Raw genomic sequence first — 16,484 nt, 5'->3', positions numbered from 1 at the left:
CGTACCTCTCACTTCTAAAAAGTATTTGAAGCTAAGCATTTGCTATGAGACTTTGTTTATTCCTTCAAAAGGGCTTTAAGCCCCTGCTCAATTTCCTCGCGCGGCAAGCCGCCTGCCGCAAGCCGTTCATTATGCTGCAGCAGCATTCGTCGATAAATGTCCACTGCTTCTGACGGATTTAAAGCTTTATCGTCAAGCAGCTCGTACATTACATTTTCCGCTAAATCATAACGCCCTTCCGCCTCATGCCACTCCATCAACAGCCGCTTAGCGGTCACAGGCAGCTCATACGGACGAAGCCGATCGAGCAGCACCTTAATTTGCCCGCGCGGCTCCACGATCGTCGGCTCCGCACCCGCAAGCGATAACCGCAAAAACAGATGCAGCGACTTTACGTGCGCGTAGTAGCTCTCATCTTTGCGGCCCAGCTCGCTGTACAGCTCAGCCTCCTGCTTCATTAATACTGCAATGGCCTGCAGGTGATCGGTTTCCAGTATGCCATTCGTCGTCATTACCTTCATCAAATCCTCATCCGATAAGGAGCGGATCAGCTTGCTGCTCAGCCGAAACCGCTTATTCAGCAGCTCATCGATGTAAAGAAGCGCCTCCTCGTGCTTGCGGGCCTGCCTCATATTCATAATTTGGCCAACCGCTTCCGTCATCTGCTCAATCATTCTCATGAAATAATCGCGCTGAAACATACCCCACTCCTCTCCGCATGCTACTGCTTAGATTTCACGAAGCCCAGAATGGCCGCGATAAGCTCTTTCGGCTGCTCAATCATCCCCATGTGGCCGGCGCTATCCAGCTCAACCTTCACCGTTAGATCGTTAACGGCCGCGAACGTACTCTCCGTCGGAATCACCTTATCGCTCGCACCGGCAACGAGCAGCACGGGAAGCTCAGAGCGCTCAATAATGTGCGCGCGGTTTACCCGGGCTTTCATGCCTCTTGCCGTACTGATCGCCCCCTGCAGCGACGTGCCGTAGCCGATTTGCTTCCCGCGTTCAACCTCGTCTGACATGGCTTCCACGTTGGCCGGGGCAAACAGCTTAGGAATAAGTCCGCCGACAAACGGTTCAATGCCGTTCTGTTCAAGCGCCGCAACAGCTTTATCCCGGTTTTCCTTGGCCGCGTCGCTGTCTTCGAGCGCTGTCGAATGAATAAGGCCAAAGCCAGAAAGCTTCTTCGCGTACTTCTCCGCGAAAGCAAGCGTAATGTAACCGCCTAAGGAGTGGCCGAGCAGCACGGCATTATGTATCTGCAGCCTGATGAGTATATGGGCGACATCCTCTGCATACATTTCCATGGAATAGATCTCTTCACCCGGCGCAGAGCTTCTCCCGTGTCCCCGTGCGTCAGGAGCAATTATACGCACCGATTGCTCCATCTCTTCCACGACATGCTCCCAATACGCGGAGCTGCCGCAATAGCCGTGAAGCAAAACGACAGTCTCGGTAATGCCGTCCTCGGCGCCGCCGTCATGCGGATGGGAATCATAATAAGCAATCTCAACGCCATTATCCAAAAACAGCTTGCGCTGCGCGATCGAGTAACCTTTTCCGGCATTTTCTCTTGTCATTTGATGCACGCTCCTCTATACATATGGGATTTGTGAATGATGATTTCGTGTTTCCTGCTTATCCGTCTGCCTGCTCCATGCGGAATGGATTGCGCTTACCGCTTCTTTTGCCATCTGTATCACCTGATATAAGGAGGTCGTTTGCAGCATCCAATAAGCCTTCGGGCCGTTTGTATTCACAACGCCGGCAATGCTGTAATGCCCGATTGCCGGCAGCCTGCGGCCGATTGCCTTGCCCGGCTGCAGCGGACCTTCCGTTACGATGAAGCGGCCGACCGAAGCCTGCTTGCCAAGACAAGCATCGATCGCAATCACGATCGCATCCTTATGTATCTCCTGTACCGCGCGCTCAACGGCATGCGCGTCGCACGGCTTCTCTAAAGTGCCGACCACATTCGGCCAGCCATTCTCTTGCAGCATTGTACCCACCAGGGGGCCGAAGGAATCGCCGGTAGACCGGTCGCTTCCAATGCAAATAAACACAATGCCGCTGCGGTTCATATGCCTATCCGCAATCGTTTCAAAAAATTGTTCGATTTCACTCTTCGCCAACTTTTCCGTTGCCCTGCACCTGCCCTGTGTTCGATTGCTGTCCATGTCTACTATTAATTGTATCCAATTTCAAGATGCTGTTCAATTTATGGTTATTCTTATTTGAAACATGGTACAATTACAAAAAAGCAAAAAGCACAAATAAGCCTAGAGGCCGCTTTCGGCTCTCAAAAAATTTAGGAGGCGCCCTATGAACGATTTACAGCTGCAAACGCAAGAAAATGTGGAATTTATGATTGAAGTCATCAAAACAAAGCTGAAAATGGCTTCCGCTGCAGCCATGCAGGCTTCCAACTTCGACCTCAGTAAATATGAGGATATAAAAGATCTGTACGAGGTAGTTGCATCGAAGGAAAAATTCAGCATCAGCGAGGTGGAAGCACTCGTATCCGAGCTTGGCAGGCTGCGCATGCAATAAAGTGCTTTTTTTAAAGTAAATTATTCCAGTATCAGACATTTATTTTCATTTTTCTACATAAGAAGAACCGAGCCTGGCACCTTCGCCGAGCTCGGTTCTTCTTATCTGCGCGTATGAGTTATTCCTGTTCTTCCGCTTCCGCTTCTGCCGCTACTATAGACAGCTTAATCGATACTTCCTTAAGCTCTCCCTTAAGGAAATGCGCAATTCTCTCCAGCTTATCAGCAAGCTCAGGGCCGCTCAGCGTCGTATTCAAGTGGTAATCGAAGCTGTCCGAGGGCAGCTTCCGGTCCGCAAATGCGTTCTGGCCTCCCCAGCCCCGATCTCCGCCCGCATTCGCTCTAGTCAGCAGCTGCTCTTGTACGGGATAAAATTTATCTGATTTATTTACTACTCTTTCATAGATGCGCAGCTTCTTCAGCAGCATGTAATATTGCGCGGAATGCTTGAAATTCCAAGCCTCCCGAATATCTTTAAGCGTGTAATCCATCTTCCAGCGCTTTAGCTTCTCGACTTGTTCATCGGTGCTCAGCAGCAAAAAGTCGTCAAGCGGTAGCATTTTTTCGGACATCTTGACCCCTCCGGATAAATAGTTTATAGAGTTATAAAATAATAATTCAAAATGCTTTGTTTATAATATAAAAAATACCATAAATTTTGGCTGTTTACAAATTAATATAATTTCACAATGCATAAACGGTTATGTAGTTGTTTGATTTTATGTCATTTGATAATAAGCCGCTTACTAGCAGAAAACCTCCATTCGACCGCTGAACGCTCAGCGCAAATGGAGGTACTGTTAACTTCTGCTAATTTATGCTTTCTCAAGTCCGACCGATGTTAAGAACCGTTCAAATGCTGCGGTTCCGTCTGCCGTATGCTTGTACACGCCTGCATCCTTCAACACCTCTAAAAACTTATCGCCCGTTTCGGATTCCACGATCGATTTCGCCTGTTCCGAAGTATTGGACGTGCCGTAGCGCCCGGTTAAAGACAACAGCCACTCCGCATGCTTATGGAGGGGATGCGAGGCAGCATGAAGATCCTCGGCGGAAGCAACCGATTCGCCTGTCAAATAGGCCGCAATTTGCTCCAGCTCATCCTTGAGGCGCCCTGGCAATACCGCAAGACCCATCACTTCGATCAAGCCGATATTTTCTTTCTTAATATGATGCAAATGCTGATGCGGATGAAAAATGCCGTCCGGATGCTCGCCGCTCGTACGATTGTTGCGCAGCACCAAATCGACCTCATATTCGCCGTTGTCCCGCAGCCGCGCGATCGGCGTGATCGTGTTATGCGGCGTAAGCGTGCCGTCCTCTTGCCCGGTAAAGGCCAGCACGTCTGCCGAAACATCGCTGTAAGCGCGCCATTCATCCAATAGACGGCAAGCGGCGCGGTGTACGTCAGCCTTGGACGTACCGTTAACCCGAACGACAGACATTGGCCAGTTCACGATGCCAAAGCGTACGCCCGGCAGCTTAGGATCGACAAACTGCGTATTCGTGGTGGCAGTCTCCATCGGAAATACGTGACGGCCGCCTTGAAAATGATCGTGGCTTAGAATGGAGCCGCCAACAATCGGCAAATCGGCGTTAGAACCGATGAAATAATGCGGAAACTGCTCCACGAAATCGAGCAGCCGCGCAAATGACGAATGGGAGATAACCATCGGCTCATGAGCGCCTTTGAATATAATGCTGTGCTCGTTGTAATACACGTACGGAGAATATTGAAAAAACCATTGCTCCTCTTGCAGGGTAAGCGGCAATACGCGCAAGTTTTGACGTGCCGGGTGATCGGGACGTCCGGCGTATCCAATATTTTCTACGCATAGCAAGCATTTCGGGTACTTCGCCTGCGGCATCGTTTTGAGCAGCGCGATTTCCTTCGGATCCTTCTCAGGCTTCGATAAGTTGATCGTCATTTCGAGCTTGCCGAATTCAGTCTCATGCAGCCAATACTGATTTTTGCGGATGCGGTCCATCCGGATGTAATTCGAATCGATACTCAAATTGTAAAAGGCATCCGTTGCCGCTTTCAGTCCTTCCTCCTTCGCCTGACGCTGGAATGCAGCGCTGGCCTCGGAAGGCCGCGGCAGCAGGAAGCCCATAATGCGGGCATCGAGCAAATCACGATAAGTCGTCGTGTTATCCGGAATTAGACCGATTGCATAGCCATAATCAAGCAAAGGCTCAAGCAGCTCTACCGCGCTATCCAGACATTCCTCCGCTACCTGGCCTTCGTACGGCTCCGTGAAGCGGAACAGATCCAGCAGCTCGTTTCTAGCCGCATGCGTATCAAGCTGATCGATCAGCTTGCGCTGCAATGCGAATTGCAGCAAGCGTTCTATAAGAATCAGCGCATCGTTTGCTGATGTCACTTGTTGTTCATTTGCCACGTGATGCAGCTCCTTTCGATTATGCGGCGACGTTAGTCGTTGTAGCCATTCGGATTAGCCTCATGCCAGCTCCAAGCGCTCTTAATGATATCCTCCAGCTTGTCGCGTTTCGGATTCCAGCCAAGCTCCTTGCGGGCGCGATCGGAGGATGCGACTAGAACGGCAGGGTCTCCGGCGCGGCGAGCCTCGAACACGGCAGGAATTTCTTTGCCGGTTACGGCGCGCGCGATATCGATTACCTGTTTTACCGAAAAGCCCGTTCCGTTACCAAGGTTGTATACGGAGCTTTCCGCGCCGCCGCGAAGACGGTCAACCGCAAGCACATGCGCATCGGCAAGGTCGCTTACATGAATGTAGTCGCGGATACAGGTACCGTCAGGCGTATCATAGTCTTCTCCGAACACGGAGATATGCGGTCTCTGGCCAAGCGCCGCTTGCAGCACGATCGGAATCAGATGCGTTTCCGGGCTGTGGTCTTCGCCGATTTTTCCGCTCTCATGCGCGCCTGCCGCATTGAAATATCGAAGCGAAACGAACTTGATGTTATGCGCAACATCGAACCATTTCATCATTTTTTCCATCGCCAGCTTCGTTTCGCCGTAAGCATTGGTCGGAAGCGTGCGGTCGTACTCGTCGATCGGCACGTTTTCCGGTTCGCCGTAAGTAGCAGCTGTTGACGAAAAAACGATTTTGCGAACATTGTATTCGTTCATTTTCTCAAGCAGGCATAGCGTGCCAAAAACGTTGTTGTGATAATATTTTCCAGGGTCCTTCATACTCTCGCCGACAAGTGAATTTGCCGCAAAGTGAATGACCGCGTCAATCTCGTTTTCTTGAAAGACGGTATCCATGAACGCCGCATCGCGAAGGTCGCCCTCGTACAGCTTGCCTCCGAGAAGAGCCGCACGGTGTCCCTGCTGCAAATTATCGATGATCACGATTTCCTCGCCGCGCTCCTGCAATGCCGCTACGGCATGCGATCCGATATATCCTGCTCCACCAGTTACTAATACTGCCATTGATGATTTCCCCTCTCCATTTGGGCACCGCTTTACGGATGCTGTTTATACGAGACGTTCTACGCCGTTTCCGATGGTGCATACATAGAAGTCAGCCGTCAAACCGGTCGCTTCGTTATATTTGCGGCCTACCTCATCCTTAAATGTTTCAACGCTATCCTCGTGCACAAGAGAAACCGTACAGCCGCCGAAGCCAGCGCCCGTCATACGGGAACCAAGCACGCCCGGCACTTGGCGGGCAGCCTCAACCATCGCATCAAGCTCTGCACCCGTTACTTCGTAAAGATCGCGCAGCGAATCATGCGATCCGTTCATCAACTGACCGAATTGTACGAGGTCGTTTTCCTTCAGCGCCTTAATCGATTGCAGAACGCGGTCGATTTCTTCTACTACATGCTGCGCACGCTTTTGAACCGTTTCGTCCTTAATTAAATGTTTGGCCGAATTGAATTGCTCCAGGTTGATTTGTCCAAGCAGCGTGAGCTCCGGGAATGCCGCTTGTAGATCTTGGACCGCTTGCTCGCACTGGGAGCGACGCTCGTTATAAGCAGAGTCGACAAGGCCGCGGCGCTTGTTTGTATTGCCAATAACTAGCTTGTAGCTGCCTGATTCGAAAGGAACGAGCTCATACTCAAGCGTATCGCACATCAGCAGGATCGCATGATCCTTCTTGCCGTTCGCCACAGCAAATTGGTCCATGATGCCGCATTGCACGCCGTTAAACTCATTTTCTGATTTTTGCGAAAGCAAAGCGATTTTCACCGTGTCTGTCGGGAGACCTTCAAGCGATTGAAGCGCGTAAGCCGTTACGACCTCAATGGATGCAGAAGAGGATAAGCCCGCGCCGTTTGGAATTTCACCATGGTACAACAAGTCGTAGCCGCTCGAGAATTGGATGCCGCTTTGCTGAAGCTCATATACGATTCCCTTTGGATAGTTCATCCAGTCGTCAGCCTCATCATATACGATTGCATCGATGGAGAATTGCTTTGAGGAAGGGAAGTTTGTTGTTGCCAGGCCTAGCTGTTTATCAGAACGCTTGCGGATAAGCAAGGTCGTACCGAATGTTAATGCGGCCGGAAATACATAACCGCCATTATAGTCCGTATGCTCGCCGATCAGGTTTACACGGCCCGGAGCATGGAATACAGCGATATCGCCAGCTTCTCCGCCGTATTGTTGTATAAATTGCTGTGTTAGCGCGTCAATGTTTGCCATTTGCTATCACGTTCCTTTTTATCAAATTGGTATCGTTTATTGTCAACTTCAGTATAAAGTAACCGGTTTTAAAACAAAATGGCGGTAAGTGCTTTTTATATGGACTAATGTGACTTCTCTAAGTCTCGCAGGACATGCTATGATATGGCAAACCCTACAATTTCTCATCTTTCCATTCGAATATAAAGCAGGTGTAAAGTAAAATGCCGCAGGATATGTATACGGTTGCCTCAAACCCGGTTATCGTGGGCGGGGAGAATGCGTCTCTTAACGTATTGTTTGCCGGCGAGAGCCAGACGAAGCCGCTTCACCGGCTTGGGCCGAAGGTTTACGATTTCTATTTGATGCACATCGTGCTGGAGGGCAAAGGCCTTTTTATTTGCGATGGCGCTAGACATGAGCTGCGCGCCGGCCACACCTTTCTGATCGAGCCGGAGCAGCTGATCAGCTATGAATCCGACAGCGACGAGCCGTGGCGGTATCGCTGGGTAGCCTTTAATGGCACGCATGCGGCGGAGCTCGTCACCGAAACCGGCTTTAAGACCGCGCAGCAGGTCGTGTTCACGGAGGATAAACGGCGGGCGGGCGCCTTGTTCCGCCAAATTCACGAGACTTTCCGGCGCGGCGGCGCGGCGGCGGATATGAAGGCTGCAGGCTATTTGCACTTGCTGCTAGCCGAATACAAAAGCGTGCTGCATGCCCTAAGCGGCAGCACGCTGCGCACCGCGCAAGCAGAGGGAGACCGCCTGCTCCAGAAGGTCGTCCATTACTTATCGACGCAGTACGCGCATCCCGTCTCCATTGAGCAAATGGCAGAGTCGCTCGGCTACAACAGAGCGTATTTGTCTCGCTTGTTCAAGCAGAGAACCGGCGTATCGCCCGTTACGTTCCTGCTCAAGCTGCGTATCGACAAAGCTCGCCGAATGCTGCGCGAGCGGCCTGAGCTAACCGTCGAACAAATTGCCGCTTCCGTCGGACTGCAGGACGCCCTGTACTTCTCCAAGCAATTCCGCCGTCTTCACGGCCAGTCCCCTACAGCTTATCGCGACGCGATGAGGAGCTTGGGGGAATAGGGAGCTGTAAATTCCATGTTGTCATCATAAAGTCAATCATTCCTGTCGTTAGTATCCGTTGCCCTCAGCTTCATATTCGTAATTTCGGGTAATACTATCCTAGGGAGTGATGACCAATGAAGGAGCTACATACCGGCAATCTATATTGGCCGGTCACACTAGGCAGCACCCGGGAGTTTGCGCCCGTGCGGCAAAACAAAAAAACGCAGGTCGCCATCGTAGGAGGAGGCATGTCCGGGACGATTTGCAGCTACGTCTTCAATCGCAGCGGCTTATCGACCATCGTGCTGGAACGCGGAAAGGTAGCAGGCGGCAGCACGTCAGCAAATACCGGGCTGCTGCAGTTTTCAAACGACATCATGCTTTGCGATTTAATCAGGCAAATCGGGGAGCGGGATGCGCAAGCCTTCTACAGGGCATGTAAGGATGCCGTCAATATGATTGCGATGACAGCAGACTCCCTCTCCGCAGATGTTGGCTTCAGAAGAAGAAACAGCCTCTATTATGCATCTTCCGAGCAGGATCTGCCGAAACTCAAAAAAGAATACGAGACGTTAAAAGCTTGCGGGCTCGATGTTGAATTTTGGTCGGCGGACGATATTGCAAAACATTTTCCGTTCCGGAAACCGGGCGCTATCGTCACGCACGGCGATGCCGAGGTGAATCCTTATCAATTCGTTAACGGATTAGCAAACGCCGCTGCCGATGCCGGACTCGAAATTCATGAGCAAACCGATATCGTGGCGCATGATACGCTGCCGGGCGGCCTTCATCGTCTGCGTACCGCGGATGGCTATGAGATTGAGGCCGAGCATGTCGTTTATGCCGTCGGCTATGAGCCCGAGGAGCTTCGCGGCAAGCTGATCAAAGCGGAATTGAACCGATCCTTCGCACTTGTCACCGGCGCTTTGCAAAATCTTCAAAGCTGGCATGAGCGGTTTCTGATATGGGAAACGGCGCGTCCCTATTTATACATGCGCACGACGGTTGACGGACGCATCGTCGTCGGCGGCCTGGATGAGAAAATCGAGCAGCCTCTGCACAGCGGGCAAGAGCGGCATAAGCGAAGCGAAAATCTGTATAATCAGTTCAAAGCGTTATTTCCCGAGCTGCAAGCTCCTATTGAATTCGAGTGGAGCGCTACCTTTGGCGAATCGAGGGACGGTTTGCCCTTTATCGGCGCCGATCCCGCTTGGAAAAACGTCTATTACTGCTTAGGCTACGGAGGAAACGGCTCGGTGTACAGCATGATCGCAGCCCATCTGCTGCGTGATCTCATCCGCGGCGATGAACATCCGTTAACCTACATCGTAAAGCTTGACCGCAAATCGTTGGCCAATGTGTAAAAAATAAGAAGCCTCATCAAGCCGCAGGGACTCCTCCTGCGTCATATATGAGGCTTCTTCCATTTCTATCCGTTAAGCCCTTCGGCTAGGCTCCGTCCGCTATTGCTGAGGCGTTACACGAACGAAAGACGGCCTCAGCCGTACCAAGCCTCGACAAATCCGGGCCGCCATCCTTATCGAGCAGTGATTTGCTTTCATCGGTTTCTACAATAACAATTAGTGATCCGCTGCGCAGCGCCTGACTGCACAGCTGCGCTTCATCATCATCAAGCCCCAGCGCTTGCAGCGTATTGCTATGCTCATCCTCATTCAGCAGCACAGCCGCTGCAAAAGGAAAACCTGCCGCAGCATAGGGCGCTGCTCCATAGCCTGCCACTCCATATGCGGCATTTAAGCCGGCACCGGCAAAACCGGCTGCCACTGCCATGCCAAGACTTCCCACCCCATGCCGGTCCGGCGTATCTTCAAGCTGTCTGAGCTCGTCCACATGTACGTCGCTCTCTGCCTCTATGCGCCTTGAATGTTCGGTATCCTTCGCCAGCACCTGAAGCTCGCCTTGCACGAATCCCGCTTGCTCAAGCTGCTCAATAGCCGTAATTGCCTGCTGTTCAGTATCGAATATGCCAATCTTTCTTGCCATCTTATTTCCCTCCTGCGCCTCATGTTACAAGCTAATCTTGGTATGCCCTATTTTTGACGGAATAAGTCGAACTTTGCAGGTTTGAAGATACGAAACCTCTACGGATTTATCTAATCCGACGATCAGGTTGTGCAACATTGCAGTTCGCGGTATGATGGACAAATAGATATTGGAAATTCGGACAAGCAGGAGGCAAAGCGATGATTCATCGGATGCTTCGCTATCCCGCAGGATGGGAATGGCATGTTCTGCAGCAATTGAAGGGGCAGACTTTAAGGAAAGAACCCTTGCCAAGCAGGAAAGATGCGCAAAGACAAGCAACTGCATCACGCGAGGAGCAAAGAGCCACTAAAGCTATAGCGAAAATCGAACAGGATGCTCTAGAGCAGCATACGGATGAGCTGAAGCAGCTTTTTCCGGAATGCGCTTTCTGGGTCGACGAATGCACGGGCAGAAGGACAAACAGCATATCGGTTGGAGTAACAGCTCATTCGGAGAAGCGTCTCTACGGAACGCTCATGCTCCAAGTTACGGAAGACCAATCGGACGTTCAGCCATTTCACTTCTGGCTGACGGATCAGCAGCTCCTTACGATGCATGACGATATGCGTCTTCCATTAAGGCTTCAATCCATAGAACATACTCCAAAGCTCGATAGCTGCGAAACCGCTCCAGAAGGTTTATTTATTATGCTCAGCATTATGCTGGAAACCTTCCATGCCGGGCTCGACGGCTTCGAAAACCGGCTCGGCGAGCTAGAGTCGACGATGCGCAAGAAGAACAACACCGGTCTTATCGACATCATTTTCGAAAGACGCTACGAGCTGCTCCACTGGAGCCATCTCTTCATCCCGGTCAGAGAGCTGCACAGCGCCGCCAAGGAAGCGTTCATGAACCAGCTCACCGATACCGACAGCTTCAAACGGATTACGCATAAACTGGAGAGGATCGATGCGCTGCTCAAGCATTACGCGCTGGAGATCGATACCCTTATCTCAATGGATGACGCCATCTCTAACTTCCGCGGCAACGACATTATGAAGACGCTCACGATATTCACGGTGTTGTTCCTTCCTGCTACGATCATAGGGGGCATATGGGGTGTCAACTTCGAAAGCCTTCCGTTCAGAACATACAAATGGAGCTTTACGGCGATGGTAACAGCCATTGCCATCATTACGATCTTCCTGTATATATGGCTATGGAAGAAAGGCTGGACCGGCGATTTGCTGCATGGACGCAACCCGAAAGAGATCGTTGCGGGAAACACTCTTTCCAGATCGAACAGATCCCGCCGCACTAAGGCTAGTTTGTCGGAAAGCAAAGTTCCTCCCTCTGCTGAGCAGCCTCAAGAGCAGACGCGTTCCAAAAGAAAACGCAAATAACGAGTGGAAGCAAGTGTATACAGCACCCGGATAACCCGGATATTGCCCGCAAATACTTTCTTCTATTTCAAAAAAACCGTCCCTCAAGGTCAGCAGCCTTGAAGGACGGTTTTTTAAGTAATGCATAATGGAATGACAGCTGCTTACAGTTTTACAGGCAGCCCTGTACGCGCCGATTCATTCGCCGCGATGGTCACTTGATGCGTAAGCACTGCATCCGCATAGGTTGAACGGATTCGCGATGTATCTCCGGTCTTGACCGCATGAAGAAAAGCATCGTTCTCCAGCTCGTAAGGATCGTTTCGATTCGCATATTCCGTCTTGCGTCCCGCTTCCACGTCGATCAGTCCGCTGTGGCCCAGCTCAAGCACGCCTTTATTCGTATAAATATGTAGTCCAGCACGGTCACCTGCAGGAATTGCGCATGTATTGCTAATCGTAGCCACAGCGCCGCCCGCCAGCTTCAAGGTAACCGTACCTACATCCGGAACGGATACGCCTTCCTCCGCACTGCTCATGTAACGATCGCCGTAGGCCGCATACACTTCACTCACTTCGCCAACCGTATAACGGAGCAAATCTACGATGTGCGTCGTCTGCTCGACGAATTGTCCGCCTGAGCCTTCCATTTTGCGCCACCAGCTAACGCCCGGCATCGATCCCATCCAGTAGCCAAGCGCCATCAAAGCTGTGCGCTCGCGCAGCAGCTCCCTTGCGCGATCCGTCCCGTCCATATAGCGGAAGTGATAGCCGACCGACGTAATCAGCTTCTTCTCTTCAATTCGTTTCAAAACTGCGGACGGCAGCTGTGCGTCTAATCCGATCGGCTTTTCCACCAGAAAAGGAATGCTGCGGTCAAGCAGCGCCGTCTCAATCTCGCCATGCGCGAACGGCGGTACGCATACGTAAACTGCGTCAAGCTTGCGGTCGTCCAGCATCGTGTGAATCGAATCATACCCGCGGGCACCCTCGAACCGCTGTGCTGCCAAATCCGCTTTTTGCCGGCTCGTAGCTGCGAAGGCTGCCACCCGGGCGTCATCCCGCTTAGCCAGCTTCTCCGCGTGCATCATGCCAAACCAGCCTGTACCTACAATACCTATTTGAAGTGACATGAATGAATCCCCTTTCAGAATGGGCTTACATTCACGATTATACTTGCAGTCATAGCGTGAAGTCCATATTTTATCAGCTGGTACCCATCCGCCCATTCCGTCATACAATACAACATCGGTATGGCCGGGATCGTATGAGCGGAGGGATGATATGGGAGCAAAAACGAGAAACACGCAAGCGGCGCAGGAGCTCGATCTTCGAACTGCTCTGTTTTTAGCTGCGGTTTGCGGACAAACGTATATGCAATACAATAACAAGGACGGACTGTTTCTTGTGCCTAGAGGATACAGCTTAGTGAGCGAATTTAAGGCAAAGGCATACGATAACAGCATGGAGAGATTCGGCTTTGTGCTGACTTCGGAACTCGCTTCCGTACTTGCTTTCCGCGGCAGCGGCTCCGCCGTTGATTGGGTATCCGATTTCATTGCCCAGCAGACGACATACCGTCCCGTCAAAAATACCGGTCTCACCCATAAGGGCTTTACCGACATTTACATGTCCATGCGCATGCAAATTCTTGACATATTGAAGCAGCTGCCGCCCGAAAAACCGTTGTTCATTACCGGGCATAGCCTGGGCGGCGCTCTCGCTACGCTGGCAGCGATCGATCTGGCGAACAACTCCGCATTTACGGCTCCCATCGTGTATACATTTGGCGCTCCGCGAGTCGGCGATCCCAAATTTGCCAGCAGCTATAATTCAACGGTCGCCACACACTGGCGGTTTCAGAACGAATTTGATATCGTCCCTCATCTGCCCACACTCGTTTACCAATCGCCAAATACGAAACAAACCTACTACTATATGCACGTAAAGGGCGAGGTTAAGCGTTCGTTCCGAATGGGCTCCGTTGCCGGCAACCATATTTTACCGAGCTATTTCGCTAATCTTGCAAACGAGGACCCCGCTTTTGCCTTGTCCGTCTGTTCCGAGCCGCCCGGCTGGTGTCCGGCGATTGAGCTTTAGCAGCATATATTACAAAAAAATAGTGAGGAAAATCCTATTCTCCATGAAGCTGGTTCATGGCGCGCAAGATTATCCTCACTATTTTTAATTGGAGTCACCTTCAGTCATACCCAACCTTTTAACCAGCCGCGCACGCGGTCAACCGTTTTATCCAAGTTGCAGACGGCCTCTTGATCGGCATAGTCCTCCGTATGGCGAAAATAATCAGCATGCCCGCCGATCGTAGGTATGCCTTCGACATAGCCGGGAGCATATTTCATACGGTTCCATCTCGGCACCGAATATCCGTTTTTACTCCAACCTCCCCAAGTGCCGATTCGGCTAATCGGATCATTGGGCCTGCCTGATCTATCGATAGAATGAAAATAACTAACGCGATCCTGCAGCTTAGGATCAATCGGCGTTCGCGGCGATCCGACCTGCACGATGCGGAAATCTTCAACTTTGTCTTGTTCATACAACATTTTCGCCGCTTGGTATGCTGCCGCTCCGCCTCCGCTATGGCCGATCATCAGTATGCGGTCATTCGTAAGCGTCTGTTTGATTTTGCCCAGCGCATGCTGCCCGCCGATACGTCCTGCTTTTAAGCGGTTAGACAAATCGCTCTTTACTTCAAGCACCTGCCTGACCAAGCTGCGGCTGGCATCGCCATAAGGAAATATGACATGGATGACTGGTTCGATGCCGTCTAATTGAAACAACTTTTCGAGCTTCGCTTTGCATTCGGTAAAAATACTGTTGGATGTTGCCACACCGGCAAGCAAATAGATGCTCATTCGTGATGGTTTGGTCGCCGTCATAACGAATCCCTCCGTAATAAACGTAAACGTTAGTCGCTTTCCTCTGGAAGCACAGCCCGTTTCGTAAAAAACTTCATGTGTGACATCATTCGAGCCTTTTAGGCCCTTACATTTGCTAATTTCGACGTATATTCATTATGTGGGTTAGACGCTGGATTCATTCGTAAATATAATTGTTATTACCGTGTAAATTTACCTTGTATCCCAAACATGCGCGCAATTTCCGTTACATTAAGTAAGTTCTCTCTTTATGATCCCCGTCCATCTTTTATTTTACGTTGAATGGCCTTTACATGTGCCAACGCAAAAGAGCGCCCAGCTGTTGCCAGCCGGCGCTCTTCCTCATTGCTAATGCTGCATGCAAAAATCGACTCCTGCAGCTATACACCCATTTTTTTACGTTGATTGTTTACTTTCTTCGTGTTCTGGCTCTTTAGTGCCTGCGTCCCTGTGGATAGGTGCGTTTGGCCAGGCGCTCCGCCTGCTTTCGCTTGCTTCTTCTGAGCGAGCAGCTGCTTCGCTTTCTCCGCTTGAGTCAGCTGTTTCGGCTGCTCCGCAGATTCGTTTTGATCAATTGTAGACATAGGTTCACCTCGTTTCATGCACTACATAGTTCTTATTCTACTACACTTATATATCTGGTAAAAGAGGCTTTACTCAGTGTTGTACTGTGGGTGATCCGCCAGTCTGCCAGCCCCAGCTGCCGCATGAGCGGTACTGTCGTTACGATAACCGCCCGCTTCGCCAATTTCCTTACGCTCTTCAGCATGACAAGCTGCTCGTCATCCGGCAGCACAGAGCATAAATTGTAGGGCATATCGACGATCGCCGCCTCGTAATGCCCTTCAATAAGCCGCATATCCCCAAGCCGTACCCGGTCAGGATAGCCAAAATGAGCAAGATTTACGCGCGCCCCTCTCACTGCCAGCGGATTAAGATCAACGCCTTCGATGTCGATGCCCATCGACATCGCTTCAATAAGGACGGTTCCCATTCCGCAGCACGGATCGATTAGCCGCAGCTGCTCTAGGGCTTGCCCCGCCGCAACATTAACGATCGCCCGGGCCGCTCTTGTCGGGAGCGCCGTCGAATAATTTTGCGGCTTATTCTGATGCTTTAACCATATGGCGCCGTTCTCCTCGCAAGGCCCGAAGTACCAGCGCCCATTCAGCTTTGTCAGGCCAAACAGCCGCTCAGCCCTGCGCATGTCCGCCTTGCCGCGAATGGCCGAGCCGGCCGCCCGCTCAAGCTGCCGCTGCTCCTCGTAAGTGAACGCCTCGTCGCCGGGAGTAAACAACACCTTAAACGTTTGGCCGCCCAACTCGATCGACGGAAGCTGTAAAACCAGCTCCTCTAGGCTGTTTCCCTCCACCTTGACCGAGATACGCCGTTTCACGAACGGGCTGCGGTCAACCGAAAGCCCATGTGAGCTTTTGATGACGCCGCCAAAGGCCCTTTGCCCAAACAGCGTTTGCAGCTCAAGCCCGCACAAAGCGGCCTCATCCTCATGGCTTGCATACGTATAAATAAACATCATTGGCCTCGCTATCTCAGGGTGGGTTATTCAGCTTGCGGGATTGCTCCCTTCGATATGCCGAGCAGCTCAGCCTCAGCCGTCAGCTCGGACACCTGCTTCTCAAGCGACTTGACCGTCCGCTGCAAGCGGATTTGACGAATCAGACCAAGCAGGCCTACCGTCAAGCCTCCGAGCAGCGTCGATGCCAAAATTACGAGAATAAGCGGAAGCGTCGCCTTCGTAAATAAGAAGTTTACCTGCACCGATTCAACATTAATAACGGCAAAAATCGCGATGAGAAGCGCGAACACTAACGCGGATATTAGCACACCTTGTCCCTTCACGCCGATCCCTCCCTTTTCCAAAAATCATACCATAAACCTCATCGGTTCGCCTATCTTCCCGCCATCCTTTATAAAATTAAAAAAGACGGGGCCCGTGTAACCGGACGCCCG

18 protein-coding genes are annotated in these 16,484 nt (G+C 51.3%); 5 read left to right on the top strand and 13 right to left on the bottom strand.

From position 1 onward, the window contains the following. Nucleotides 1–56: 56 nt before the first annotated feature. From AC0YNZ_RS17475 to yyaC, 3 genes are read right to left on the bottom strand one after another with little or no spacing between them, the layout of a single operon-like run. Nucleotides 57–701 (bottom strand): DUF6483 family protein, encoded by a 645-nt coding sequence (locus AC0YNZ_RS17475; RefSeq protein ID WP_475827837.1) that lies wholly within the window; start codon nt 699–701, stop codon nt 57–59. A gap of 20 nt (nt 702–721) precedes the next feature. After that, on the bottom strand, nt 722–1,582 hold the full coding sequence (locus AC0YNZ_RS17470) for an alpha/beta fold hydrolase (protein ID WP_475827836.1): 861 nt from the start codon (nt 1,580–1,582) through the stop codon (nt 722–724). A 15-nt stretch (nt 1,583–1,597) separates the two neighbouring features. Continuing rightward, nucleotides 1,598–2,134 (bottom strand): spore protease YyaC, encoded by a 537-nt coding sequence (gene yyaC, locus AC0YNZ_RS17465; protein ID WP_475827835.1) that lies wholly within the window; start codon nt 2,132–2,134, stop codon nt 1,598–1,600. A gap of 190 nt (nt 2,135–2,324) precedes the next feature. Here yyaC and AC0YNZ_RS17460 point away from each other — a divergent pair, with 190 nt between their 5' ends. Further along, nucleotides 2,325–2,552 (top strand): DUF1128 domain-containing protein, encoded by a 228-nt coding sequence (locus AC0YNZ_RS17460; protein ID WP_475827834.1) that lies wholly within the window; start codon nt 2,325–2,327, stop codon nt 2,550–2,552. Between the two features lie 118 nt (nt 2,553–2,670). Here the strand turns inward: AC0YNZ_RS17460 and AC0YNZ_RS17455 are convergent, their stop codons facing one another. The 4 genes from AC0YNZ_RS17455 to AC0YNZ_RS17440 all read right to left on the bottom strand — a co-directional run bounded on the left by AC0YNZ_RS17455 (nt 2,671) and on the right by AC0YNZ_RS17440 (nt 7,190). Continuing rightward, nucleotides 2,671–3,123: a hypothetical protein gene (locus AC0YNZ_RS17455; RefSeq protein ID WP_475827833.1), complete on the bottom strand. Its 453-nt coding sequence runs from the start codon at nt 3,121–3,123 to the stop codon at nt 2,671–2,673. A 243-nt stretch (nt 3,124–3,366) separates the two neighbouring features. Continuing rightward, nucleotides 3,367–4,953, bottom strand: coding sequence for a UDP-glucose--hexose-1-phosphate uridylyltransferase (locus tag AC0YNZ_RS17450; protein ID WP_475827832.1), 1,587 nt, complete (start codon nt 4,951–4,953; stop codon nt 3,367–3,369). Between the two features lie 32 nt (nt 4,954–4,985). After that, on the bottom strand, nt 4,986–5,972 hold the full coding sequence (gene galE / locus AC0YNZ_RS17445; protein WP_475827831.1) for a UDP-glucose 4-epimerase GalE: 987 nt from the start codon (nt 5,970–5,972) through the stop codon (nt 4,986–4,988). A 45-nt stretch (nt 5,973–6,017) separates the two neighbouring features. Beyond that, a complete protein-coding gene (locus AC0YNZ_RS17440) occupies nt 6,018–7,190 on the bottom strand; it encodes a galactokinase (protein WP_475827830.1) in 1,173 nt (390 codons plus the stop codon). A 203-nt stretch (nt 7,191–7,393) separates the two neighbouring features. Here AC0YNZ_RS17440 and AC0YNZ_RS17435 point away from each other — a divergent pair, with 203 nt between their 5' ends. Together AC0YNZ_RS17435 and AC0YNZ_RS17430 are read left to right on the top strand one after the other, a co-directional pair. After that, nucleotides 7,394–8,263, top strand: coding sequence for an AraC family transcriptional regulator (locus tag AC0YNZ_RS17435; RefSeq protein ID WP_475827829.1), 870 nt, complete (start codon nt 7,394–7,396; stop codon nt 8,261–8,263). Between the two features lie 116 nt (nt 8,264–8,379). Next, nucleotides 8,380–9,609: an NAD(P)/FAD-dependent oxidoreductase gene (locus tag AC0YNZ_RS17430; RefSeq protein ID WP_475827828.1), complete on the top strand. Its 1,230-nt coding sequence runs from the start codon at nt 8,380–8,382 to the stop codon at nt 9,607–9,609. Between the two features lie 85 nt (nt 9,610–9,694). Here the strand turns inward: AC0YNZ_RS17430 and AC0YNZ_RS17425 are convergent, their stop codons facing one another. After that, nucleotides 9,695–10,249, bottom strand: coding sequence for a hypothetical protein (locus AC0YNZ_RS17425; RefSeq protein WP_475827827.1), 555 nt, complete (start codon nt 10,247–10,249; stop codon nt 9,695–9,697). A gap of 200 nt (nt 10,250–10,449) precedes the next feature. On the opposite strand from AC0YNZ_RS17425, the gene AC0YNZ_RS17420 reads away from it, so the two are divergent. Further along, entirely contained in the window at nt 10,450–11,634 is a 1,185-nt protein-coding gene (locus AC0YNZ_RS17420) for a magnesium transporter CorA family protein (RefSeq protein ID WP_475827826.1), read from the top strand. A gap of 143 nt (nt 11,635–11,777) precedes the next feature. On the opposite strand, the gene AC0YNZ_RS17415 is transcribed toward AC0YNZ_RS17420, so the two are convergent. After that, nucleotides 11,778–12,746, bottom strand: a complete 969-nt coding sequence (locus AC0YNZ_RS17415) for a Gfo/Idh/MocA family protein (RefSeq protein ID WP_475827825.1) — start codon at nt 12,744–12,746, stop codon at nt 11,778–11,780. Between the two features lie 151 nt (nt 12,747–12,897). On the opposite strand from AC0YNZ_RS17415, the gene AC0YNZ_RS17410 reads away from it, so the two are divergent. Continuing rightward, nucleotides 12,898–13,713, top strand: coding sequence for a lipase family protein (locus tag AC0YNZ_RS17410; RefSeq protein WP_475827824.1), 816 nt, complete (start codon nt 12,898–12,900; stop codon nt 13,711–13,713). 104 nt (nt 13,714–13,817) lie between these two features. Here the strand turns inward: AC0YNZ_RS17410 and AC0YNZ_RS17405 are convergent, their stop codons facing one another. The 4 genes from AC0YNZ_RS17405 to AC0YNZ_RS17390 all read right to left on the bottom strand — a co-directional run bounded on the left by AC0YNZ_RS17405 (nt 13,818) and on the right by AC0YNZ_RS17390 (nt 16,373). After that, nucleotides 13,818–14,513, bottom strand: a complete 696-nt coding sequence (locus AC0YNZ_RS17405; RefSeq protein WP_475827823.1) for a lipase family protein — start codon at nt 14,511–14,513, stop codon at nt 13,818–13,820. A 380-nt stretch (nt 14,514–14,893) separates the two neighbouring features. After that, nucleotides 14,894–15,097, bottom strand: a complete 204-nt coding sequence (locus tag AC0YNZ_RS17400; RefSeq protein ID WP_181426255.1) for a hypothetical protein — start codon at nt 15,095–15,097, stop codon at nt 14,894–14,896. A gap of 32 nt (nt 15,098–15,129) precedes the next feature. Beyond that, on the bottom strand, nt 15,130–16,050 hold the full coding sequence (locus AC0YNZ_RS17395) for a TRM11 family SAM-dependent methyltransferase (RefSeq protein ID WP_475827822.1): 921 nt from the start codon (nt 16,048–16,050) through the stop codon (nt 15,130–15,132). 23 nt (nt 16,051–16,073) lie between these two features. After that, nucleotides 16,074–16,373: a lipopolysaccharide assembly protein LapA domain-containing protein gene (locus AC0YNZ_RS17390; RefSeq protein WP_110772523.1), complete on the bottom strand. Its 300-nt coding sequence runs from the start codon at nt 16,371–16,373 to the stop codon at nt 16,074–16,076. Nucleotides 16,374–16,484 lie beyond the last annotated feature (111 nt).

This window comes from Paenibacillus sp. J2L1-98, assembly GCF_056269405.1.
The sequence above is the reverse complement of the archived record's forward strand: the minus strand, read 5'-3'. Positions and strand labels throughout refer to the sequence as shown.